The organism is Naasia sp. SYSU D00948 (genome assembly GCF_017916515.1).
In the GTDB taxonomy this organism is placed as follows: Bacteria; Actinomycetota; Actinomycetes; order Actinomycetales; family Microbacteriaceae; genus Naasia.
The window spans coordinates 1,861,920-1,883,289 of the sequence record NZ_JAFMTA010000001.1; the positions used below are offsets into that span (position 1 = coordinate 1,861,920).

At 70.0% G+C, this 21,370-nt stretch carries 21 protein-coding genes and 1 tRNA gene; 14 read left to right on the top strand and 8 right to left on the bottom strand.

Features of this window, described 5'->3' with window-relative positions; translation table 11 throughout:
• Window positions 1-41 precede the first annotated feature (41 nt).
• The gene (locus J3P30_RS08765; RefSeq protein WP_210480669.1) at window positions 42-632 is read right to left on the bottom strand and encodes an acireductone dioxygenase; all 591 of its coding nucleotides are present in this window, start codon (window positions 630-632) and stop codon (window positions 42-44) included.
• A gap of 199 nt (window positions 633-831) precedes the next feature.
• Here J3P30_RS08765 and J3P30_RS08770 point away from each other — a divergent pair, with 199 nt between their 5' ends.
• From J3P30_RS08770 to mtnK, 4 genes are read left to right on the top strand one after another with little or no spacing between them, the layout of a single operon-like run.
• On the top strand, window positions 832-1,923 hold the full coding sequence (locus J3P30_RS08770; protein WP_210480670.1) for a substrate-binding domain-containing protein: 1,092 nt from the start codon (window positions 832-834) through the stop codon (window positions 1,921-1,923).
• Complete coding sequence (locus tag J3P30_RS08775; protein WP_210480671.1) at window positions 1,920-3,482, top strand: sugar ABC transporter ATP-binding protein; 1,563 nt, start codon at window positions 1,920-1,922, stop codon at window positions 3,480-3,482. Before J3P30_RS08770 ends, J3P30_RS08775 begins: the two co-directional genes overlap by 4 nt.
• Window positions 3,479-4,519: an ABC transporter permease gene (locus J3P30_RS08780; RefSeq protein WP_210480672.1), complete on the top strand. Its 1,041-nt coding sequence runs from the start codon at window positions 3,479-3,481 to the stop codon at window positions 4,517-4,519. The genes J3P30_RS08775 and J3P30_RS08780 overlap by 4 nt, the downstream gene beginning before the upstream one ends.
• Complete coding sequence (gene mtnK / locus J3P30_RS08785) at window positions 4,516-5,724, top strand: S-methyl-5-thioribose kinase (protein WP_210480673.1); 1,209 nt, start codon at window positions 4,516-4,518, stop codon at window positions 5,722-5,724. The genes J3P30_RS08780 and mtnK overlap by 4 nt, the downstream gene beginning before the upstream one ends.
• A gap of 60 nt (window positions 5,725-5,784) precedes the next feature.
• Here mtnK and mtnB read toward each other — a convergent pair whose 3' ends face one another.
• The 4 genes from mtnB to J3P30_RS08805 all read right to left on the bottom strand — a co-directional run bounded on the left by mtnB (window position 5,785) and on the right by J3P30_RS08805 (window position 8,556).
• Window positions 5,785-6,420, bottom strand: a complete 636-nt coding sequence (mtnB, locus tag J3P30_RS08790; protein ID WP_307807446.1) for a methylthioribulose 1-phosphate dehydratase — start codon at window positions 6,418-6,420, stop codon at window positions 5,785-5,787.
• Window positions 6,417-7,133, bottom strand: coding sequence for an acireductone synthase (mtnC, locus tag J3P30_RS08795; RefSeq protein WP_210480674.1), 717 nt, complete (start codon window positions 7,131-7,133; stop codon window positions 6,417-6,419). Before mtnC ends, mtnB begins: the two co-directional genes overlap by 4 nt.
• Window positions 7,130-8,209: a hypothetical protein gene (locus tag J3P30_RS08800; protein WP_210480675.1), complete on the bottom strand. Its 1,080-nt coding sequence runs from the start codon at window positions 8,207-8,209 to the stop codon at window positions 7,130-7,132. Before J3P30_RS08800 ends, mtnC begins: the two co-directional genes overlap by 4 nt.
• A gap of 77 nt (window positions 8,210-8,286) precedes the next feature.
• Entirely contained in the window at window positions 8,287-8,556 is a 270-nt protein-coding gene (locus J3P30_RS08805) for a helix-turn-helix domain-containing protein (RefSeq protein ID WP_210480676.1), read from the bottom strand.
• Between the two features lie 106 nt (window positions 8,557-8,662).
• Here J3P30_RS08805 and J3P30_RS08810 point away from each other — a divergent pair, with 106 nt between their 5' ends.
• The 5 genes from J3P30_RS08810 to J3P30_RS08830 all read left to right on the top strand — a co-directional run bounded on the left by J3P30_RS08810 (window position 8,663) and on the right by J3P30_RS08830 (window position 13,536).
• Entirely contained in the window at window positions 8,663-9,292 is a 630-nt protein-coding gene (locus J3P30_RS08810) for a hypothetical protein (RefSeq protein WP_210480677.1), read from the top strand.
• A complete protein-coding gene (locus tag J3P30_RS08815; RefSeq protein ID WP_210480678.1) occupies window positions 9,289-10,545 on the top strand; it encodes a regulator in 1,257 nt (418 codons plus the stop codon). The genes J3P30_RS08810 and J3P30_RS08815 overlap by 4 nt, the downstream gene beginning before the upstream one ends.
• A 162-nt stretch (window positions 10,546-10,707) precedes the next feature.
• On the top strand, window positions 10,708-10,851 hold the full coding sequence (locus J3P30_RS08820) for a hypothetical protein (protein ID WP_210480679.1): 144 nt from the start codon (window positions 10,708-10,710) through the stop codon (window positions 10,849-10,851).
• A 57-nt stretch (window positions 10,852-10,908) separates the two neighbouring features.
• Window positions 10,909-11,799 (top strand): aminotransferase class IV, encoded by an 891-nt coding sequence (locus J3P30_RS08825; RefSeq protein WP_210480680.1) that lies wholly within the window; start codon window positions 10,909-10,911, stop codon window positions 11,797-11,799.
• Between the two features lie 243 nt (window positions 11,800-12,042).
• Window positions 12,043-13,536 (top strand): sensor histidine kinase, encoded by a 1,494-nt coding sequence (locus tag J3P30_RS08830; RefSeq protein WP_210480681.1) that lies wholly within the window; start codon window positions 12,043-12,045, stop codon window positions 13,534-13,536.
• A 168-nt stretch (window positions 13,537-13,704) separates the two neighbouring features.
• On the opposite strand, the gene J3P30_RS08835 is transcribed toward J3P30_RS08830, so the two are convergent.
• On the bottom strand, window positions 13,705-13,953 hold the full coding sequence (locus J3P30_RS08835; RefSeq protein WP_210480682.1) for a WhiB family transcriptional regulator: 249 nt from the start codon (window positions 13,951-13,953) through the stop codon (window positions 13,705-13,707).
• 203 nt (window positions 13,954-14,156) lie between these two features.
• Between J3P30_RS08835 and J3P30_RS08840 the strand changes: the two genes are divergently transcribed.
• On the top strand, window positions 14,157-14,570 hold the full coding sequence (locus J3P30_RS08840; protein ID WP_307807447.1) for a hypothetical protein: 414 nt from the start codon (window positions 14,157-14,159) through the stop codon (window positions 14,568-14,570).
• A 33-nt stretch (window positions 14,571-14,603) separates the two neighbouring features.
• On the opposite strand, the gene bcp is transcribed toward J3P30_RS08840, so the two are convergent.
• Window positions 14,604-15,083 (bottom strand): thioredoxin-dependent thiol peroxidase, encoded by a 480-nt coding sequence (gene bcp, locus J3P30_RS08845; protein ID WP_210480683.1) that lies wholly within the window; start codon window positions 15,081-15,083, stop codon window positions 14,604-14,606.
• Between the two features lie 121 nt (window positions 15,084-15,204).
• On the opposite strand from bcp, the gene J3P30_RS08850 reads away from it, so the two are divergent.
• The 4 genes from J3P30_RS08850 (at window position 15,205) to J3P30_RS08865 (ending at window position 18,203) form a co-directional block, all read left to right on the top strand.
• Window positions 15,205-15,280 (top strand) — tRNA-Lys (locus J3P30_RS08850).
• Window positions 15,281-15,483: 203 nt separating this feature from the next.
• On the top strand, window positions 15,484-15,678 hold the full coding sequence (locus J3P30_RS08855) for an AlpA family transcriptional regulator (protein WP_210480684.1): 195 nt from the start codon (window positions 15,484-15,486) through the stop codon (window positions 15,676-15,678).
• Entirely contained in the window at window positions 15,668-16,870 is a 1,203-nt protein-coding gene (locus tag J3P30_RS08860) for a site-specific integrase (protein ID WP_210480685.1), read from the top strand. Before J3P30_RS08855 ends, J3P30_RS08860 begins: the two co-directional genes overlap by 11 nt.
• Before the next feature lie 790 nt (window positions 16,871-17,660).
• Window positions 17,661-18,203 (top strand): hypothetical protein, encoded by a 543-nt coding sequence (locus tag J3P30_RS08865; protein WP_210480686.1) that lies wholly within the window; start codon window positions 17,661-17,663, stop codon window positions 18,201-18,203.
• A 468-nt stretch (window positions 18,204-18,671) separates the two neighbouring features.
• Here J3P30_RS08865 and J3P30_RS08870 read toward each other — a convergent pair whose 3' ends face one another.
• The gene (locus tag J3P30_RS08870) at window positions 18,672-20,498 is read right to left on the bottom strand and encodes an ATP-binding protein (protein ID WP_210480687.1); all 1,827 of its coding nucleotides are present in this window, start codon (window positions 20,496-20,498) and stop codon (window positions 18,672-18,674) included.
• Window positions 20,499-21,370 lie beyond the last annotated feature (872 nt).

A 21,370-nucleotide genomic window follows, 5' to 3' on the forward strand; every position in this document is an offset into this window, starting at 1 on the left:
AGAGAGAAGGGGCCCGCCGTCCGGCGAGCGGTGCGGGTCGGTCAGGCGCCGACGAGCTGGTTGCGGCGCTCGGCCAGCTGGTCGTACGTCGCGAAGTTCTCGGCGATCGGGCTGCCGGTGAAGTGGCCCACCCAGCCCTCGTCGTCGTGGAAGAAGCGCACCGAGACGTACTCGGGGTTGGTGCCCATGTCGAACCAGTGCGTGGTGTTCGCGGGCACCGAGATCAGGTCGCCGGCCTCGCAGAACACCGCGTGCACCTTGCCGTTCGCGTGCAGGTAGAACACGCCGCTGCCGCTCGCGAAGTAGCGGTCCTCGTCGTCGTCGTGGCGGTGCTCGCTGAGGAACTTGCCGCGCGCCGTGCGCACGGTCTCCTCCCACTCGGGTCCCTCGCCGCGCTGCAGCTGCACGACGTCCACGAGCGTGTAGCCCTCCGCGGCCAGGACGTCGTCGATCTCGGCGCGGTACGTGTCGAGGACCTGGTCCTGCGACGGGTTCTCGGGCAGCGGCTTGACCTCCCAGCGGGAGAAGCGGGCGCCCAGGCCGGCAAGGGTCTCCCGGATGCGCTCCGGGTCCGTCGTCTCGAGCACGGGGGTGCCGGGGTCGGTCTCGTTCCACACGGTGAGCAGCGTCATCTCGTCTCCTTCTTGTGTCCCCCTCGATTCTGCCGCGCTCCGCGGGGCCGCGCACACGCGAGCCCGCGCAGCAGCCCCGCGCCCGTAACACGGCGTCACGGCGGTTCGACCGCCGCAGGCGCCGCTGTCTAGGGTCGCTACCGCGCCGGGCCCGCAGCACTCCCGGCGGCTGCACCGACGTCCGAGAACAGAGGCATCCATGACCCGACGACCGCTCCTCCTGCTCGCCGCCACCTCGGCGGCCGTCCTCACGCTGGCCGGCTGCGCGCAGTCCTCCGCCGGCCAGAGCTCGGGCGGGGCCGCCGCCGACGCGCCCGCAGCCTCCGCGGCGCCCGCGCCCGCCCCGTTCGACGGCGACCCCGTCGAGGTCGCCCTCGTCCGGCAGAGCGGCGCCGGCGACTACTTCACCGCCTGGGGCTCGGGCGCGCAGAAGCAGGCCGAGGCCGTGAACATCGAGCTGACCGTCACCGACGCCCGCAACGACAACGCCAAGCACGCGTCCGACCTCGAGCAGGCGATCGCGAGCGCACCGGACGCGATCATCGTGGACCACGGTCAGACCGACACCATCGAGCCGCTCGTGCACCAGGCCGTCGACGCAGGCATCCCGGTGGTCGTCTACGACCTCGCGCTCAACGACCCGACCGGCGTCATCGTGACCTCCCAGTCGGACGAGTCCATGGCCCAGGGGGTGCTGGACCAGCTGATCGAGGACGTCGGCGAGGGCGCCCAGGTCGGCTACGTCAGCGCCACCGGGTTCGCTCCGCTGGACCGCCGGGCCGCCGTCTGGAACCAGGTCGTCGAGGACAACGGGCTGCAGCAGGTCTTCTCGACCGGCAAGGTCACCGAGTCGACCGCGACCGACAACATCCCGCTCGTGGACGCCGCGCTGAAGCAGAACCCCGAGGTGCAGGCGATCTTCGCCCCGTACGACGAGATCACCAAGGGCGCCGTGCAGGCGGTTCTGCAGAACAACCTGCAGGAGCAGGTCAAGGTCTACGGCATCGACATCTCGAACGCGGACATCGAGGTCATGATCACGGAGGGCAGCCCCTGGGTCGCCACCTCGGCGACCGACCCCGCCGCGGTCGGCGCGGCCGTCGTCCGCACCCTCGCGCTCTCCCTCGCCGGGGAGCTCGAGGAGGAGAGCGTCCAGTTCCCCGCCGTGACCATCACCCAGGAGTTCCTCCTCGACGAGGGGATCACGAACGTCACCGAGCTGCGCGAGGCGGAGCCGGACCTGCTCCTCGACGACGTCGTGACGGCCGATTGGCTGCCCGCGGTCTCGTGACCCACGAGCACACCGCACCGCTCGAGGGAGGCGACCGCACGGTCGTCTCCCTCGACGGCGTGTCCGTCAGCTACGGACCGAACCGCGTCCTGACCGGCGTCGACGCGGACATCCGGGCGGGCGAGATCACCGCCCTGCTCGGCACGAACGGCGCCGGCAAGTCGACCCTGATCAAGGCGCTCAGCGGAGCGAACCCTCGGTACGGCGGTACGATCTCGATCGACGGCGAGGTGGTGCGGCTCTCCAGCCCGCAGGCCGCGATCAGGCACGGCGTCGCGACCGTGCACCAGAAGGTCGCGGACGGCATCGTCCCCGGGCTCTCGGTCGCCGACAACCTCCTCCTGACCGACTACGGACGCTCCGGCGGCCGCTTCGTGAGCAGGCGCGAGACGCTGCGCCGGGCACGGGAGGTCCTCGCGGTCCTCGACCTGCCCTGGTCCGACAAGCTGCTGCGCGAGGACGCCGGCCAGCTCGGCATCTCCGACGCCCAGCTCCTGCTGCTCGCCCGGGTCCTCCGCGAGCGCCCCCGCCTCCTGATCCTGGACGAGCCGACGTCCGCGCTCACCGCGCCGGAGGTCGAGCGGCTCTTCCGCGTCCTGGGGCGGCTCCGCGAGGCGGGTCTCGCGATCCTCTACGTGTCGCACCGGTTCGGGGAGATCGAGACGCTCGCCGACCGCGTCCTCGTCCTCCGCGATGGCGTCCTCGAGCTCGACGTCCGCCGCCCCTTCGACTGGCACGTGATCCTCGAGCGCATGCTCGGCAGGGCCACCGAGCTCAGCGTGGCCCTCAGCGACGTGCGCCGTGGCGGGACGACCTCGCTCGCCGTGCGCGGTGCGCGCCTCCAGCCGGACGCCGACCCGGTCGACCTCGACATCCGGGCCGGCGAGGTCCTCGGCGTGCTCGGCCTGATCGGCGCGGGCAAGACCGAGCTCGCGGAGACCCTCGCGGGGGTGCGCCCGGCGGGCGACGCGCGCATGGAGCTCGACGGCAGCCCGTACCGGCCGGCGCACCCGGACGCCGCCATCCGCGCCGGGGTCGTGCTCGTGCCCGAGGACCGGCAGGCCCAGGGCATCGTGCCCGGCTGGAGCGTCGTCCACAACGTGACCCTGCCGTTCCTCCGCGCGGCGTCGAACGGGCTCGGGATGCTGTCCGGCGGACGCGAGCGCGAGCGGGGGCAGTCGGTCGTCGCCGGATTCGGCGTCGTGACGCGAGACCTCTCGACGCCGATCGACGACCTGTCCGGCGGCAACCAGCAGAAGGTCGTCGTCGGCCGCTGGCTCAGCGCCGACCCCCGGGTCGCGCTCCTCGACGAGCCCTTCCGGGGCGTCGACCTCGACGCCCGGCGCGAGATCGGCGCCACCCTCCGCCGCCTCGCCCGTGACTGCAGGGCCGGCGTCCTCCTCTCGTCCGACGTCGACGAGGTCCTCGAGCTCGCGGACCGCATCGTCGTCCTCGTCGAGGGCCGCATAGTCCTCGACGCCTACGCCGACACCGTCGGGCGCGACACCGTCGTGGCGTCGCTGCTCGGCGCCACCAACCGGAACGGGGTACCCGCGTGAGCACATCCAGCATGTCGGCCCGCGTTACGACCGCGGTCTCCGCGGGCGTCGCCCGGTGGGGCTTCATCGCCGTCACCGTCCTCCTCATCGCCTTCTTCGCGACCACGGAGCCCAGCTTCCGCACGCTCGACAACGCCCTCGGGATGCTCAAGTTCATCGCCCCCACGGCGATCGCAGGCCTCGGCGTCGCGCTCGCGATGACCGTGGGCGGGATCGACCTCTCGGTCGGGGCGAGTGCGGGGTTCGCGGTCTCGATCGCCGCCTGGACGATGGTCATCGGCAACCAGGTGGGCGGCGTCGCGATCGCGACGGTGCTCCTGGGCGGGGCGATCATCGGCGCCGTGAACGCCCTGCTCGTCGTCGTCGCGAAGATCCCCGACCTGCTGGCCACGCTCACGACGATGTTCGTCGTCGTCGGCCTGAAGCTCATCCTCGTCAACGGCCAGTCGATCTCGTCCCGGATGACCCTGCCGGACGGGTCCACAGCACCCGGCGTCTTCACCGCCGACTTCCTCTGGCTCGACCGCGGGCGCATCGGGCCCATCCCCGTCCCGGTGATCCTGTTCCTCGTGCTCACCGCGCTGCTCTGGTTCGTGCTCGAGCACACCCGCTGGGGCCGGGCGCTGTACGCGGTCGGAGCGAACCCGGAGGCCGCGCGTCTGGCCGGCATCCGCGTCCGCACCTACCGCGCCGCCGCCTACATCGGGTGCGGGCTCCTCGCCTCGATCGCCGGGCTCTTGCTCGCGGCGCGGATCGGGCAGGGCGACGTCAGCGCGGGCAACTCCCTGCTCCTCGATGCCGTCGCCGTCGCGCTGGTCGGCGTCTCGGTGCTCGGCGCCGGCAAGCCGAACGCGTGGGGCACCGCGCTCGGCGCCGTCCTCGTCGCGGTCATGATCACCGGGTTCACCATGCTCGGACTCCCGTACTATGCACAGGACTTCGGCAAGGGAATCGTCCTGCTCGTCGCGCTCCTCTTCAGTTTCACGTTCAGCCGCCGGCGGGTCGCCGTCACGGCAGGAAGCACCGCCTCGCAATGACCGACTTCACGCTCCTGACCCCCGACACGGTCCCCGGCTACCTCGCCTCGAGCCCCGCCCTGCAGCAGGTCGTCGACCCGGACGCGCTCGACTCGGTCGCCGAGATCGGCGACGGCAACATGAACCTCGTGTTCGTCGTCCGCGACCGGAACGGCCGCGGCGTCGTCCTCAAGCAATCGCTGCCGCACGCGCGCTCCGACCCCGGCTGGCCCATCACGCGGGACCGGTCCCGCCGCGAGGCGGTGCTGCTCTCCGAGCACTTCCGCTTCGACGCCGAGCACGTGCCCGCCGTCTACTCCTACGACGCCGACAACCACGTGCTCGCGATCGAGGACCTCAGCGACCACCAGGTGTGGCGCCGCGAGCTCATCGCCGGCCGCGTCCACGACTACGCCGCCGAGGCCCTGGGGCGGTACGTCGCCCGGGTCGGCTTCGGGACGAGCGTGTTCGGCATGCCGGTCGTCGAGAAGCGGCAGCTCGTCGCGGCCACGGTCAACGCCGAGCTCACCGAGATCACCGAGGACCTCGTCTTCACCGAGCCGTACATCGAGCACGAGCACAACAGCGTGCTGCCCGCCAACGAGCCGGACGTGCTCGCGCTGCGCTCCGACCGCGCCCTGATCCGCGAGATCGGCAAGGCCAAGATCGCGTTCATCGACAACACGCAGGCGCTGCTGCACGGCGACCTGCACACCGGATCGGTGTTCGTGCGCGCGGAGGGCCAGTCGGTCCGCGCGTTCGACCCGGAGTTCGGCGCGTACGGGCCGATCGGCTTCGACCTCGGCGCCGTCTGGGCGAACCTGGTGCTCGCGGCCGCGCGGGCCGAGGCGCTCGGCGAGCCGCGCCGCGCCGACCAGATCCTGCGCCTTCCGGTGGTCCTGCTCGACGCGTTCGAGGAGGAGTACCGGCGCCTGTGGCCGTCCCGCGTGGACCCCCGGGTGTATCCGGACGAGGTGCTCGAGGACGTGCTCGCCGGCATCCGCCTCGACTCCGCGGTCTACGCGGCCGCGAAGGCGATCCGGCGCATCGTCGGCTTCGCCAAGGTCGCGGACATCGAAACCCTGGAGCCCGAGGCGCGCGAGGGCGCGGCGCGCGGCGTGCTGCGCGCCGGCCGGGCCCTCGCGGTGGAGCGCCACGACGACCCGTCGCCGGTCGCCCTCAACCTCCGGGTCGCCGAGATCCTCGCGGAGACGGCGCGCCGCTAGGCGGAAGCGCCGCTGGTCGAGGAGTCGAGCCGGGGCGCGCTCCTCGACCAGCAGCTCGAGTCAGCGGGCGCGCGTGCGCACCGTGAAGCGGAGGAGCCACTCCGTGATCTCGGTGTGGCGGCGGGCCGCCGCCACGTCCTCGCCCCACGCGTACATCCCGTGCGAGGCGACGATGATCGCCGGCACCTCGGCGATGCCGCCGGCGGGTCGCCTGTAGACCGCCTCGAAGCGGTCGCCGAGCTCGACCATGTCCTGGCTGTTCTGCACGACCGGGATGACAACGCGCTCCCCGTGGGCGGAATGCCCGATGCCCTTGAGCATCTCCATGTCCGAGATCGCCACGCCCTCCGGCCAGTGGAAGCCGGCCTCCACCGCCGCCATCGCGTGAACGTGGACGGCGGCTCCGGCGCCCGTCACGGCCGCGATCCGCGCGTGCAGCCCCGCCTCGGCCGACGGGATGAGCCCGCGCGTGTCGCCCGGGAGGAGGTCGCCCTTCCCGTCGACGAGGACGACGTGCTCGGGCGCCAGCTCGCTCTTGTCGAAGCCGGATGCCGTCACGGCCAGGCGGAGCGGGTCGCGGTCGAGGGTAAGGGACAGGTTCCCGGAGGTCCCACGCATCCAGCCCATGCTCGCGAAGCGGGCGGATTCGGCGGCGAGGACCGCTCCCGCCTCGCGCAGTCGGCGCTCGTCGATCACGGGGCCGTCACCTCCACCTCGTCGAAGGACGACACGACGGGGACGTCGCCGTGGTCGGCACCGTGCCAGGGCTCGCCCGGACGGCTGAACGCGACCACCTGCCAGCCCGCGGCGCGGGCAGCAGTGACCTCCTCGGGGTGGTCGGTGAAGAATACGAGCTCCTCCGGCGACCGGCCCAGCTCGGCCGCGATCTTCTCGTAGGACGCCGCCTCCTTCTTCGGCCCGGCGTTGACCGTGTCGAAGTAGGCGATGACGAGCGGGGTGAGGTCCCCGGCGGGGGAGTGCTCGAACCAGGGCCGCTGCGAGGTGACGGAGCCGGACGAGAAGCAGGCGATCTGGGTGCCGGCGGCGTGCCAGGCGCGGAGCTTGGGGATGACGTCGTCGAAGAAGTGCGAGGAGATCTCGCCCCGCCGGAAGCCCTCCGCCCAGATCTGGCCCTGCAGGGTCTTGAGGGGCGTGGACTTCACGTCCTTGTCCATGAAGCCGTGCAGTGCGGCGACGATCGTCTCGTCGTCCGCGTCCTCCGGCAGCCCGGCCTCCTCGATCGTCTGCCGCCGCGCCTGCTGGACGGCGGGGTCGTCGGCGTGCTCGCGCAGCCAGGGCAGCAGCCGGGGACGTGCGTAGTCGTACAGGTCGCCGAGGATGAAGCCGGCCGCGCTGGTGGTGCCTTCGAGGTCCACGACGAGGACTCTGGCGGGAATCGAGAGGGTCATGCTTCCACCCTAGGGAGGGCGGCGACGTCCCCGGCGACGCGGTCGGGCGTCGTGAAGTGGTCCGCCACCCGCTCGGGATCGAACGCGCCGCGCGTCGTGACGACCCGCGTGACGAAACGCGCGGGGGTGAGATCGAAGGCCGGGTACCAGGCGTCGGTCACGAGCGGGCTCGCGGTGCGCCGGCCCAGGGTGGACAGCACCTCGCGCGGATCGCGCTCCTCGATCACGATGTCCGCGCCGGTGGGAGCGGTCGGGTCGGGGGCGTGCACCAGCGCGTAGAACGGGACTTCGAAGGCGGAGGCGGCCACCGCGAGGCCGAGCGTGCCGACCTTGTTGACGACGGATCCGTCCAGGCTGACGCGGTCCGCCGCGGTGACGAGCGCGTCGATCGGGCCGATCGAGGAGCCGGTCGCGAGGGCGGCGGCCCCCATCCCGTCCGTGATGAGCGTCACCTGCTCGCCGAGCTCGCGGAGTGAGTGCGCCGTGAGGCGGGCGCCCTGGAGGTAGGGACGCGTCTCGGTCGCGACCCACTCGTACCGACGGCCGGCCTCGCGAGCGGCGTCGATCAGGCCGAAGAGGTAGGAGTCCATCCAGCAGTGGGTGAGGATGCGCGCGCCGTCCGGCAGCAGCTCCACCGTCGACCGTCCGAGCGCGACGCTCGCGGCGCGGTAGTGCTCCGTGGTCCCCCTCGCCGCGGCGACGGCCCGGTCGACGAGCTCCTCGGTCGTCGTCGCTCCGTCGACGGCCTCCCGCACGCGCGCGACCGCCTCCCGGGGGTGCGCGTTCGTCGGGCGGGCATCGGCCAGCAGCCGGCCCGCGTCCTCGAGCGCGGCACGGGCGGCCTCGAGTGGAAGCCCGGCGGCCTGCCGGGCGGCGAGCTCGAGTCCCGCGCTCGTCGCGTACAGGGGCCCTGAGCTCTGCGTCACCATGTCGCGGATGGCCTCCGCGACCTCCGCGGCGGTTCCCGCCCGCACCCACTCGATCCGGTCCGGGAACACCCGGCGATCGAGGATGAGCACGGCGTCGTCCGTCACGCGGACCGAGTCGTCGAGCGTGGCTGCGCTGCTGTCCGTCACGTGTGTCCTCCCGTCCCATCCTGACAGGGACGGCGGACGCGAGGCTCACCGGGGGCGCCGCTGCTTCCCGGCGGACGTCAGACGAAGCGGTCGGCCGAGAGCTCCGGGATGTTGGCGTAGTCGCTCTGATTCCAGAGCGCCTGCCGCCGGGACTCCTCGTACCGGGACTGGATGTAGGCCTCGAGCTGCTCCCGCTCCACGCGCCAGTGGCCGTTGCCGCCGACCTTGATCGCCGGCAGCTCCCCGCTGCGGACCAGCGCGTACGCCTGGCTGAGTGAGATGTTGAGCACGTCCGCCGTGTCGGCGAGCGTGAGGAAACGCCCGATGGAGTCCGGCGCGGTGTTCATGAACACATGATCCCCCTGCTTCTCCTCGCCCGCGCCGGCCGTGTGGATAACTCCCGGCGACGGCCGCGCCGCCCCGTCAGCATGGTCGCCGATCGAGGAGGACGAGATGACGCTGCGGCCCGTGCACCGCCACCGCGGAAGGCTGGACGTCCGCTTCCTGATCGGCGCGGTCCTCGTCGTCGGGTCGATCGCCGGGGTCTGGTCCGTGGTGGCCGCGGCGGAGCGGACGGAGCAGGTGTACGCGGCGGCCACCGCGCTCGCCGTGGGCGACCGGCTCACCGAGGACCGTCTCGTGCTGGCCCCCGTGCAGCTCGGGGGCGCCGGTCGGCACTACCTGACACCCGCCGACCTTCCCGAGGGCGGCCTCGTCGTCATGCGGGCCGTCGACGAGGGCGAGCTGGTGCCCGAGTCCGCCGTCGGATCCGAGGCGGGCCTCCGGCTCGCGTCGGTCGTCGTCCCGCTCGGCGGCGAGCCCGCCCGCGGCGTCGAGGCGGGCGCCCTCGTCGACGTCTGGGCGGCCCCCGAGGGGGAGGACGGCGTCTACGGGCCGCCGGCGGTGCTCGTGCCGGGGGCCGAGGTCGCGCGGACGCTGGCGAGCGACGGCCTGCTCACCTCCGGATCGGGCGCCGTCGAGATCCTCGTCCCCAAGGATCGGGTGGCCCGCCTGCTGCAGGCGCTCGCGAACGGCGACGCCCTCTCCCTCGTCCCGGTCACCTCGCCTCCGGGGGACCGATGAGGCTCATCCTGGCCCTCGATGCGGCCACCGAGGACCGGCTCATCGGCGCCGTCCTCGCCGCCGGCCACGAGATCGTGGCGCGACCGGCAGGCGGGGTCGAGCTGGTCACCGCGCTGCGCGCCCTCAGCGCCGATGCGGCGCTCGTCGCCGCCTCCCCACGGACGTTGAGCTCCGGCGTCGTCGCCGCCGCGGACGCTGCCGGGATACGCCTCGTGGCGCTCGCGGCGGGACCGGAGGAGCAGGCGGTCGCCCGCTCGGTCGCGCTCCGGGAGGTCCTCGACGCATCGGCGGCGTGGGAGGACATCGGGGCGGTCCTCGCCGGCCGCCCCGCCCGGCGTGCCGCGGAGCCCGAGCGTCCGGCGGCGCGCGGACGGGTGGTGGCCGTGTGGGGCCCGGCCGGCGCCCCCGGCCGCACCACCACCGCCATCACGCTCGCCGCCGAGCTCGCCCTCGCCGGGTGCCGGGTCGTCCTCGCGGACGCGGACACCTACGGGGCGGCGATCGCGCCGGCTCTCGGTCTGCTGGACGAGGCGCCGGGGTTCGCCGCGGCGTGCCGCCTCGCGGGCAACGGCGCGCTCGTCGCGGCCGAGCTGGAGCGCGTCGCCGAGCCCTATCGGATCGGGGCTGCATCCATCTCCGTCCTCACGGGGCTCGCTCGGGCGAGCCGCTGGCCGGAGCTGTCGGCCGAGCGGGTGAAGGGCACGCTGTCCGCCTGCCGGGGTTTCGCGGACGTGATCGTGGTGGACACGGGCTTCAACCTGGAGAGCGACGAGGAGATCGTGAGCGACATGTTCGCGCCGCGCCGCAACGCGGCGACCATCGCGGCCCTGAAGGAGGCGGACCTCGTCGTGGCGGTGGGGGCGGCGGACCCCGTGGGGCTGGCCCGGTTCCTGCGCGCCCACGCCGACCTCGTCGAGCTGATCGGACCCGATCCGATCCGGACGGTGGTCACGAAGGTCCGCGCCTCCGCGGTGGGAGTGACGCCCGGGTCGCAGATCGCGTCGACGCTGCTCCGCTTCGGCGGCATCACCGATCCGACCCTCGTTCCCCACGACCAGGCCGGGTACGACGCCGCGCTGCTCACCGGGCGGACGCTCCAGGAGGCGGCCCCACGGTCCCCGGCGCTCGCCGCGCTCCGGGGATTCGCGGTGCGCGAGCTGCTGCCACCGGCGCCCGGACGGCGCCGTCGTCGGCGCGGGCTGTGGGCGGCGCTGCGGGGCGAATCGGCCGCTCGGCCGCTCGGTGCCGCCTGATCCTGTCGGAATTCGGGCCTTCGAAAGCCGCTTTCCTGGTCAAATTCCCGCAATGCGGAAATCGTTCTCGCGCATTTCTTCTGGTGTTTCCCCCGAATAAGGGTGTTGCTCTTTTCCTGCCTTTCTCCTGATCATGAGCACGGATCAGGAAGGGATGTCACCGTGGACACTTCAGCCGACAGCCCCGCACACGTGGCCCGACTCGAGTTCGAGCAGCGCAGGGCGATGATGCGCGACCTGGTCTTCGGCCTCGCGCTCGATCCGATCGAGCGACAGCCCCAGAGGCCGGACCTTCCGAGGGATTGACGTCCGGAACACCGCGAGGGTCGCGCCGTCCCCGCGCCACGCCGGGAGAATGAAGGGGTGACGAAGACCGCGCTCGCCCTGCTCAACCGGCCCTCGCTGGCCGCCCCGCCGCACCGGGAGGGCGCCGAGCCGTTCGTCCTGGTCGACTCCGGGCAGCCGCACGTGCGCGTCCTCGACCTCGGCGTCACGCGGGGCGACGGAGTCTTCGAGACGATCAGCATCGGCGCCGGACGCCCGCAGGCGCTGCGCGCGCACCTCGTGCGCTTCGCTCGGTCCGCCGCCGCCCTGGAGCTGTCGGAGCCGGACCTCGACGCCTGGGAGGCCGCCGTCCGCGCGGCCGCGGCGGCGATCGATCCCGTCCCGGAGGCGTTCGTCAAGACGATCCTCACCCGCGGCGTGGAAGGGGAGGGCCGGCCGACCGGCTGGGCCTACGCCGCGCCTGCCGACGACTTCACCGCGGCCCGCCGGGACGGCATCCGTGTCGTGCTGCTCGACCGCGGCTACCGCCACGACGTGGCGCAGACCTCGCCGTGGCTCCTGCAGGGCGCGAAGACCCTCTCGTACGCAGTCAACCGGGCGGTCCTGCGCGAGGCGCGGCGGCGCGACGCCGACGACGTCGTCTTCGTGAGCTCGGACGGCTACCTGCTCGAGGGATCGACGTCGAGCCTGCTGCTGCGGGTCGGCGACCGCCTGGTCACGCCCGGCGTCGACCTCGGCATCCTCGCCGGGACCACCCAGGGCGACATCTTCGCCTTCGCCGCCCAGCGCGGGCTCGCCACGGAGTACGCCCTCCTGCGTCCCGAGGACCTGCAGGCCGCGGACGGCGCCTGGCTGGTCTCGAGCGTCCGCCACGCCGCCCCCATCCGGCGGGTCGACGGCGTCGACCGCCCCGTCGACTCGGAGTTCACGAGCGCCCTCAACTCCTACCTCGTCTCCCGCACCGAGTAATCACGGCGCTCGACGGGCATCCCGAGCTGTCGGCCGCGACTCCGCCACGGCATCTCCTCGCCGGGGCCTCGCCCTCAACAGGCATCCGCGGCGTGGACAGGCTGCCCCGCGGCGTGTCCTGCTGTCGGCGGAGATCCTGCCTGTTGAGGGCCAGCCGGGAGCCGGTTCGGCCGCCCGTACCACAGCGGGCGGACGCCGGATGACCGGCACCGGGCCCTCAGCCGCCCGTCCTAAGCTGGTGCCGTGCCCACGCTGAGCGAGCTCGTCGTCGCGTCCGGACGCTCCACCGCCGCGGACGTCGAGTGGCTGCACCTCCTGGTCGGGGACTGGCAGCTGCTCGCCGATCTGGCGTTCGCGGACATCGTCCTCTGGGTCCCCACCGACGACAACTCGTTCGTCGCCGTGGCGCACGCGCGGCCGTCGAGCTCGGCGACGCTCTTCTACCGCGACTTCGTCGGGCAGCGCATCAAGTCGGAGTGGCGGGCCCTCGTGACCGAGGCCTTCGAGACCGCGCGCATCGTGGACTCGTCGGCGCCGGACTGGTTCGAGGAGACGCCGACCCGCGTGCGGGCGGTGCCCGTGCAGCGTCGCATCTCGCCGAGCGCGCTCGAGGTCACGAACGTGCCGGTCGCCGTCCTCACCCGGCACACGAACCTCAGCGAGGCCCGGACGCCGAGCCGGCAGGAGCTCACGTTCAACGCGTGCGCCGACGAGCTGTTCCGGATGATCGCCGCCGGCGACTTCCCGGACCTCGGCGCCCCCACGGGCCCCCGTCGCGGCGCCCCGCGGGCTTCCGACGGCCTCATCCGCCTCGACGTCGACGGCGTCACCACCTTCGCCAGCCCGAACGCGCTGTCCGCGTTCAACCGCATGGGGTTCACGGGGGAGCTCGAGGGCGAGTCGCTCGCGGAGGTCACGGCGGCCCTCGTGCAGGCTCAGCACACCGTGGACGAGAGCCTTCCGCTCGTCGTCACCGGTCGTGCTCCCTGGCGCACCGACATCGAGTCCCGCGGCGTCACCGTGTCGCTGCGCGCCATCCCCATTCGGGACCACGGTGAGCGCAAGGGCGCCATCGTCCTCAGCCGCGACGTCACCGAGCTCCGCCACCAGGAGCAGGAGCTCATCACCAAGGACGCGACGATCCGGGAGATCCATCACCGGGTCAAGAACAACCTGCAGACCGTGGCCTCGCTGCTGCGCATTCAGGCGCGGCGGTCGCGGACGGACGAGGCGCGCGACGCCCTGATCCAGGCGATGCGCCGTGTGGCGGCGATCGCGGTCGTGCACGACACCCTGTCCGAGGGTCTCAACCAGAACGTGGACTTCGACGCCGTCTTCGAGCGGGTGCTGCTCCTCGTCGCGGAGGTCGCGTCCACGCACAACACGCGGGTGCACCCGCAGAAGTCGGGCACGTTCGGCGTGCTGCCGAGCACCTACGCCACGCCGCTCGCCCTGGCGCTGACCGAGCTCGTCACGAACGCGGTCGAGCACGGGCTCGCGGGGCGCGAGGGGACGGTCGAGATCCTGGCGAACCGGCGCAAGGCGAAGCTGACGGTGGTCGTCCGCGACAACGGGGGAGGCCTGCCCGAGGGGAAGGTCGGCTCCGGCCTCGGCACTCAGATCGTGCGCACCCTCATCCAGGGCGAGCTCGGCGGTGTCATCGACTGGCACACGATGGTGGGCAGCGGCACGGAGGTCACCATCGAGATCCCCCTCCGCTGGATGCAGACCACCTGACCTCGCTTCCGGAACGGAGCGAGGGGAAGCGGCTCCGGCGGGAGGCCGGGGCCGGTCGCGCAGGCCTCACCCCGAGGGCGTCACTGAGCGGTTCGGACGTGCGTCCGGATGGCTCGTCGCGGATGCTGGGGGGCCGATGGAGAGACGCCGGTCAGGCCGGCGGGGAGATCAGGAGGCGCGACGGGCGCGGGCGGCGCGGCGCTTGAGCGCGCGGCGCTCGTCCTCGCTGAGGCCGCCCCACACGCCGTAGTCCTGCCCGTTCTCGAGCGCGTACTGGAGGCACTGCTCGCTGACCGTGCACCGCGCGCAGACCGCCTTCGCCTTGTCGATCTGGTCGACGGCGGGCCCGGTGTTCCCCACGGGGAAGAACAGCTCCGGGTCGGCGGTGAGGCAGGCGGCCTTGTCACGCCAGTCCATGCGTGGTGCTCCTTTGGGTGTTGCGGTGAGGACGGTCGAGTGACCGGGAATCGAGTCAGGTCGAAGAGAGACGCCATCGGCGACGGTACGTTCGAAGTCCGTCTGATCCGGGCCGCCCACACCGCTGTGAGCCCTTGAAAACGACCTCAGTTATGGTGGCATACGGGCCTAGCCCGATCAATAGCCATGTATGGGATGTCGCTGTGAGTGAACAGGTCGGTGCCGCGCCGCGGCCCAAGCTGCCGCCCCTGCTCGCGCTGCTCGCCGGAGTCGTGCTCGTCGAGGCGATCGCGATGGTCGCGGTCGCGGCGATCCTCCTGATCGACGTCCTGACTCAGCCGGCAGCGTCCCTCGGGGGCGGGATCGCGCTGGTCGTGCTGGCGGTGCTCGCCGCCGTCTGGCTGGCGGCCATGGTCCTCGGGACGCTCCGCCGGCGCACCTGGGTGCGGGGCGCGATCTTCACCTGGCAGCTGATCCAGCTCGCCGTCGCGGTCGGAGCGTTCCAGGGAACGTTCGCCCGCCAGGACATCGGCTGGCTCCTGCTCATCCCGTCGGTCGCCGCGATCGCGCTGCTGTTCACCCCGTCGGTGATGAACTCGACGCGACGCGCGTCCTGATCCGCTCCCGTCGCGGCGTCGGGGGACGCCGCCTCAGCCGATGCCCAGCTTCTTGCGCAGCGAGGCGACGTGGCCGGTCGCCTTAACGTTGTAGAGCGGAAGCTCCACGAAGCCCGTCTCGTTGAGGACGAAGGTCGAGCGGATCACGCCCTCGACGGTCTTGCCGTACATCGACTTCTCGCCGTAGGCCCGGTACGCGTTGTGCACGGCGAGGTCGGGGTCGCTGAGGAGCGGGAAGTTCAGGTTCTCCTGCTCCTTGAACTCCTTGTTCTTGCCCGGCTCGTCCTTCGAGATCCCGAGCACCTGGTAGCCGGCGGACTGCAGGGAGTTGAGGCTGTCCCGGAAGTCGCACGCCTCGGTGGTGCAGCCCGGGGTCATGGCGGCGGGGTAGAAGTACAGGATGACCTTCTGGCCCTGGAAGTTCGTGAGCGAGACCGGCGACCCGTTCTCGTCCTGAAGGGTGAAGTCGGGGGCGGTGTCGCCCTTCTCGAGACGGTCGGCTCCGGTCGCCATGCTGGCTCCTCCTGTCCTGCCCTGCTGTGCGCCCCCTCAGCCTAGCCAGGGGCCCTGCGTCGACGGCGCGGGGTCTCCGTGCGTGCTAGGCTTGACGCTCGGTTCGGGTTCCGAGCCGTTCGCGCCTCTAGCTCAATTGGCAGAGCAACTGACTCTTAATCAGTGGGTTCCGGGTTCAAGTCCCGGGGGGCGTACCAAAAGTCCTGATTGAAGTGCTCTTTCAGATCCGGAAAGGATCTCGAAATTGTACTGCTGGTCATTTATTGGCCACTTATTCGCGCCGAACTCGGTCTTGACGGCCGTGAGCGGACAGCGGATCGGCCTGTCTGGGCGTCTCTCGGGGCGCCTCGCGCACCTAGTCGGTATGCGAGATGACACCACCATCGAAGGCCTGGAGAGGATGCTCTCCACCAGCGAGCTCGCCGAGTACCTCGGCGTCGCGCCGCAGGCGATCTACGACCTGCGCACCTCGGGACGCGGCCCGCGCGCCGTCCACGTCGGGCGCGAGCTGCGCTACCGCGTTTCCGAGATCGAGGCGTGGATCGAGCGGCTCTCGGACCCCGTGCGCGGCGACGAGGTCGGACATGTCCGGTAGGCCGCGCACGGACATCGGCACATTCGGCGACATTCGGACGACACGTTTCCCATCGGGACAGACCCAGGCTGTCACGCGCTTCCGGGACTGGGACGGACGGCTCCGCCGCATCACCGCGACAGGCTCCACGAAGGCGCAAGCCATCGCCGCCCTGAAGCGAAAGGCTGCCGATCGAGACCGCGCCCGCGACGCAGGGCAGGCCGTCACGGCGGACACTCCCTTTCCCGTGCTCGCCCAGTTGTGGCTCGAGGAGATGCAGATCGACCCGAATCTTTCCGACGGAACCAAGGAGGTCTACGAGCGCCGCGTCCGCAATCTCCTGCTGCCCGCCCTCGAGCACTTCACCCTGCGCGAGATCACCGTCGCCCGCCTCGAACGGTTCCTCAAGGCGCAGGCCGCGAAGTCCTACGCCACAGCCAAGCAGTCGAAGGTCATGCTGAATCTGCTCATGCGGTTCGCGATGCGCCACGAGGCCATCCGGCACAATCCGATGGCGGGCACGACGCCCCTCCGCAAGCCGGCGACCCCGCCCAAGGCCCTCACTCTCGGGGAGCTACAGGCGATCCGCCACACTGCGGCCACTCGGCGCAGCGGCGATGGCGTGCGCGGGCCGAAGCCGGACGGACAGCTCGGCGACATCATCGAGGTCATGCTCGGCAGCTCGGCGCGGATCGGCGAGGCGCTCGCGCTGCGTCGCTGCGACGTCGACATGACGGCCAGCCCGCCGACCGTGCGCATCAGCGGCACCGTGGTCGTGCGCCGCCGCAAGGGCGTCTTCCGGCAGGCCACGCCGAAGACGAACCAGTCCAACCGCACTGTCGCAATCCCTCAGTTCGCGGCGCAGGTCATTCGGAGGCGACTCGCGATCATTTCGGACGCAGATCCGGAGCAGTTGCTGTTCTTCTCTCGCACCGGAAGCCCACTCACGCCCTACAACGTGCGCCGAACCTTCCGGCGAGTGCTGGAAGAGGCCGGCCTCGGTGGGCGCCACATCACGCCGCACTCATTCCGCCGGACGGTGGCGACGCTAATCAGTCAGGAGGCAAGCGACGAGGCCGCCGCAGCGATGCTCGGTCACGGCGGCCCGCAGATCACCCGCCAGCACTACATCGAGCGTAAGCAGGTGGCGAACCCAGTGACCGCTGACATCCTGGAGAAGCTGGCGCCGTACGACGACGTCGATGTGCCTTGACGGTGCTCTGGCGGGTCTCGACGGACCGAGATTGAGCGGTGGTGCCACGGCGGCACCACCGCCTTCTCTTGGCCGTCGCCGTGAAGAGGTGAGATCGAAGGGCCAGTCGTCACCCGCTGAGCGACGCAGTCCCACTGAGTAGGTGTGCAGGACGTCCGCGGGGGAACGCCGGCCGTCGCCGGAGTGTGGAAAAGAGCGATCAACAGCCGGCTGTCTAGGCCGGCCCGAGCTTAGACGACTCTTGACCGCCCCCCCCGCCGGAAGAGGACTCACGGTGCACGGCAACCGTCCCCAGCCGCGCGCCCCCTCGCCAGCCGTTGCAGAAGGGCCGAGGCGGTTTCCCTTGCGCGCGCCCTACGGCCCCTGGCCCGCCGAACAAGCTGCCACGCCTCTTGCAGATCGAGCGGCGCGCCCGGCGCCCCGGTCGCCCACGGCATCATTCCAACCGGACTGTGTTTCCGTGACGGCGTCGATGCTCCCGATCTCCGGCCGGGGGCTCCGCAACCGACATCGGAGCCGTTCAATTCCGTAAGCAACGCCTCCTCCCGGCAAGTGCCCAGCGCCCCCACGGCCGCACGTCAGGCATTCCGCCGGCCTAACCGGACGCTCATGACCTCGGAAGCCACATCCGTCAGTCGCACGTCGCGGACAGGGGTGAGGACACCGCGGCACGACCCGGTGCCACGGCGCAGCGCTCCTCTGCACTCGCTCGCGCCTTGAGTGTCGCGCCGCATCCTCTGCGACATCAGCGATGATGCTTGTGGAGGTCGTGGTGGGTAGGCAGAGGCGGATGGCTGCTGAGCAGCGTGTTGCTCGCATTCGCTTGCTGAGTGACGAACTCGACCGCCTACGGCTTAGCGCACTAGATCGGACCCGATCACTCGATACCAAGGCGGCTTTCGTAGTGGTAGCCGCGGGGGTCGTCGCGACTGCTGCCTTCGATGGCTTGACCGGCTCCAAGATGTGGTTGATCAACATTGTCCCAGTGCTATTTACTGTGGCGACGGTCATAGTTGCGGCCGTAGCGCTTTGGCCGGTCAAACTTGAGTCCGCATCCGGTCGGGATGTCGTTGACGAGTGGGTCGATGCTCAGATGACGCCCGACGAGCTCGAGGACAACCTACTTGAGGTCAAGGCGGTCGAAATCGAGTATCGCGATGCAAAGAACGAAGCTAAGGCCCGGGCCACCAAATGGGCGTTTAGTCTGCTTGTGGCTAGCCTTGTCACCGCTCTGGTTACCGCCGCGGTTAGCGCGGCGATCTCGAATGGAGGTCTGCTCAATGGCAAAACCGTCATCACCACCCCCGCCGCCACCCCCACCGAAGCGTCCTGACGTGAGCATGGTGGTCAAGCCCCTCACGCACAGTGCCATTCCGCCAAAGGAGAATCGGGGCTAGCCGTGACCGAGAAGGATCCCAAGCCGAAGCCTCCACCTCCTCCATCGCGGCCCGATGTGAAGAAGGTCTTCAAGCGCCTCAACGAGGGTGGCAACAAGGGCGGAACTTCGGGCGGTACTGTTCGCGGCTAACTGTCGCCAAGGACGCCGACACATTGCGCGGCATCTGATTTTGAAGCGCCCGCGCGGTAGCAGCTGTCCTTCGAACTGATGTGGATGTGCCGCCATCCAAGCCTTGATCCGTGTGGGGGTGCTACCTGTCGTTATCTCTGCGGTGTGCGCCATGACGTGGTTCGACGTCTTGCCTGAGCGCTGCCTAGCCGGACTGCCGAAGCCCGGAGCGGCGTCTGAGCCCCCTCCGTTGGTCGCCTCGCCGCTGTTAGTGCGAGGACGAGCGATCCGACGTCACGCTCCTACGAACCCCCTCGAAGCATGATCGTGCTCCGATTGTGGCCCGTCGTCATCCAAGACCTCGAAGTCAAGAGCGTTCTGTCCCCACGATTCGGGAGTCCGTTCGTAGCGGACGTTTCGGCTCTGTGGGGATCCGTCTCCTACGATTCTGACGAGCTTTTCCTTCCGCAGCACACGAAGCCAATGGATGACCACTTGCTTGCCGAGCCCTGTGCGGTCGTCAATCTCTGCGCGAGACAAGCTTCCAGTGCCAAGCGCCTCCAACACGAGTTGTCGGCGATCGCGGGGAGCGAGGCGCCGTGAGCGCTCGATTTCTGCGATTCGTGTTCGACTGGAAAGGCGGTATTCGGTCCATCGACCTGATCCGAGCGGAGTGATGAGTTCACGCCGTACAAGGTCTTGCAACTCCGCGGTCGCAACTCTTGAGTCCACTCCAGTGGCGGATCGATAGCGCGCATTGTCCAGGCGGTCGCCGGTCCGCAACACCGCTAGGCCAATGCATTGCGAATCAGTGAGGCCCTGCTCGTTCAACCGACTGAGCCAACTTATGGTCTCGTCATCCAGAAGTGAGGCGTTGGGGAACGTCACCATGAAGGAGGAGATTCGGTCCTCGAAGCGAGGGATGGTCATTCCGGCCGCTCGCAGTGCCTCGAGCATGGTGCGGATGCCAGAACCGCGGTTCTCGCACACGGCTCGATCCTCCCCGGGAAGCGTTACATCCTCAAGAATCTTGAGGAGGAACGAGTTCCGGGAGGAGGAGGTTCCGTCCTCAGTCAAGTCAGCAATGGTTACCGGTCCGAACAAGCCTCCGGGGTTGCGTACCGTCAGACGGTCGGGGTACATCTCAATCTGGACCTGGGTTCCTCGGGATGGAGCCGATAGGTCTCGGTGAACCAGAGCATTCACCAGCGCTTCTCGTAGAGCCGCCTCTGGGTAGTCCCAAACGTCGGTCCTCCCCACGCCGGCCACAACAGAGCGACGTTTCATGTTCCTACGTAGAGCAGCGAGGGCATCCCTCGCCATGACCGGTATCGGGCCTTCTAGCGTCACGTTGTCCAGGAAGCGAACGCCCGACGATGTATCCGGCCCCCTCTCGGTGGGATAAACAACAAAAGTCATGCCAAGTTGGGGGTAGAAGCGCTGGGGGTGGCGGCCCATCGCGAGGAGGCCACCGAGTGACACTCGTTCCTGTCCGTCCTCGCCTGCGACCAAAACGTTGAGTTGGCGAAGGATGCCTAGGTCATCCAAACCTGAGAATGCGTAGGGGCGACTCCGCCGTACTCGACTGACCAAGCTCTTGACGAGCGCTTCGTCCAAGTCTCCGAAGGAGGAACCCGGGACTGCTTCAATGTCTTCGAGCGGTTGCCCCCTGCTTGCTAGCAGCATCTGGACCTCGTAGGTGGAGAGGAGTTGATCTCCGTCGCTGACTCGTATGTAGCTGCCCTTGTTCATCCCGCGCGACTTGACGTAGCTCGGCTTCTGGCCCGGGCTGATTTCCGGCACCTCCGCCACGACTAGCCAGACGTCTTCGAACTTCATTTGCTGAAGCACCGGACGGATCGCTGGCTCCATGTCAGTTGCGCACATGGATGCGAGGTCGCTCGCCATCTTGGCGGGGTCATCGACGCCCGTCGCGGCGAAACCCGTTCCCTCATCGAGTCCGAGGATGACGGTTCCGCCGGCGGTGTTGGAGAATGCGGAGAGCGTCTCGCGCAGTGACGAGGGCAGGCCGCCCGCGGCGCGCTTCACCTCGACCCGGGTCAGGTCGCCCCCGACCTCGCGGAGGTTCTGTACCACCTCAGCCAACTCTGATTCCAGCATGAGACAAGTCTCCAACGTCGTCGCGGATCGAACCGAAGATCATCATGTGAATCTTCATGATGATCATCATGTGAATCATCATGTGAATCTCGCAGTGGACGGCAGGTCGCGCACCGAGTGTTCAAAACTTCGGGACGTGGTCGCAGCGCCGGAGGCTCGTCCAGAGTGTCCCACCTCCGCCACCGCCTGAGCGATGAATACGCCTCCGTGCGTGAGGACTGAACGGAGTCCCTCGATCGAATGGTCACTGGGGTGCGCCCACGACCCTGGTCGTCGAGACTTAGCCCTCCAACTGTGTGTAGTGATGTGAGCTATCACGTCGGGTGTGGGGCCCACCGGTGTTGCGGCGCCGATACGAGCGGTGTCGGCCGAGGCCGCGGCCACATGGTGCTGTGGAGTCAGGGCGCGCATCCGGGGCCACGAGGGGGGACAGTTCGCGCATGCTCGCTAGGCGTGCCGCGCCTGTACGCCTCTTCATCGCTCTCGTCGACACGCGCCGTCCCTTTAGTCTCGATGTGGGCGTGCTGGAGCACGCGCTTACATCTGGTGTCCGCAGTCGGGGCGGGGGCGCTGGTCATTTATTGGCCATTTATTGCCTCGCGATCAGACCAAACTGGCCGAGACGCGACTAGACTCGGCTCACATCGCTAGGAAAGAGGATCCGAAGAAGCCCAGGTCGGACGAGTCTTTTCGAGACACGCGTCTCGAAGTGCCGCTCAAAGGTAGGCCGCGAAAACGGTCAAAACCCATTCAGTGGGTTCCGGGTTCAAGTCCCGGGGGGCGTACCACAACTCCTGCCGCCGAGCGGCGCATCCCGTGTTTCGCGGTGACAGCTCAGCCGGCCTTCCGTTCGGCGCGGCACCATGACCGCC

What these genes read in the sequence shown, in the direction of transcription:
- bcp (WP_210480683.1), bottom strand. Translation starts at nt 15,083, where the DNA reads ATGGCGACCGGAGCCGACCGTCTCGAGAAGGGCGACACCGCCCCCGAC.
- mtnK (WP_210480673.1), top strand. Translation starts at nt 4,516, where the DNA reads ATGACCGACTTCACGCTCCTGACCCCCGACACGGTCCCCGGCTACCTC.
- J3P30_RS08765 (WP_210480669.1), bottom strand. Translation starts at nt 632, where the DNA reads ATGACGCTGCTCACCGTGTGGAACGAGACCGACCCCGGCACCCCCGTG.
- J3P30_RS08870 (WP_210480687.1), bottom strand. Translation starts at nt 20,498, where the DNA reads ATGCTGGAATCAGAGTTGGCTGAGGTGGTACAGAACCTCCGCGAGGTC.
- J3P30_RS08805 (WP_210480676.1), bottom strand. Translation starts at nt 8,556, where the DNA reads ATGAACACCGCGCCGGACTCCATCGGGCGTTTCCTCACGCTCGCCGAC.
- J3P30_RS08855 (WP_210480684.1), top strand. Translation starts at nt 15,484, where the DNA reads ATGCTCTCCACCAGCGAGCTCGCCGAGTACCTCGGCGTCGCGCCGCAG.
- J3P30_RS08860 (WP_210480685.1), top strand. Translation starts at nt 15,668, where the DNA reads ATGTCCGGTAGGCCGCGCACGGACATCGGCACATTCGGCGACATTCGG.
- mtnC (WP_210480674.1), bottom strand. Translation starts at nt 7,133, where the DNA reads ATGACCCTCTCGATTCCCGCCAGAGTCCTCGTCGTGGACCTCGAAGGC.
- J3P30_RS08865 (WP_210480686.1), top strand. Translation starts at nt 17,661, where the DNA reads ATGGCTGCTGAGCAGCGTGTTGCTCGCATTCGCTTGCTGAGTGACGAA.
- J3P30_RS08810 (WP_210480677.1), top strand. Translation starts at nt 8,663, where the DNA reads ATGACGCTGCGGCCCGTGCACCGCCACCGCGGAAGGCTGGACGTCCGC.
- J3P30_RS08815 (WP_210480678.1), top strand. Translation starts at nt 9,289, where the DNA reads ATGAGGCTCATCCTGGCCCTCGATGCGGCCACCGAGGACCGGCTCATC.
- J3P30_RS08835 (WP_210480682.1), bottom strand. Translation starts at nt 13,953, where the DNA reads ATGGACTGGCGTGACAAGGCCGCCTGCCTCACCGCCGACCCGGAGCTG.
- J3P30_RS08770 (WP_210480670.1), top strand. Translation starts at nt 832, where the DNA reads ATGACCCGACGACCGCTCCTCCTGCTCGCCGCCACCTCGGCGGCCGTC.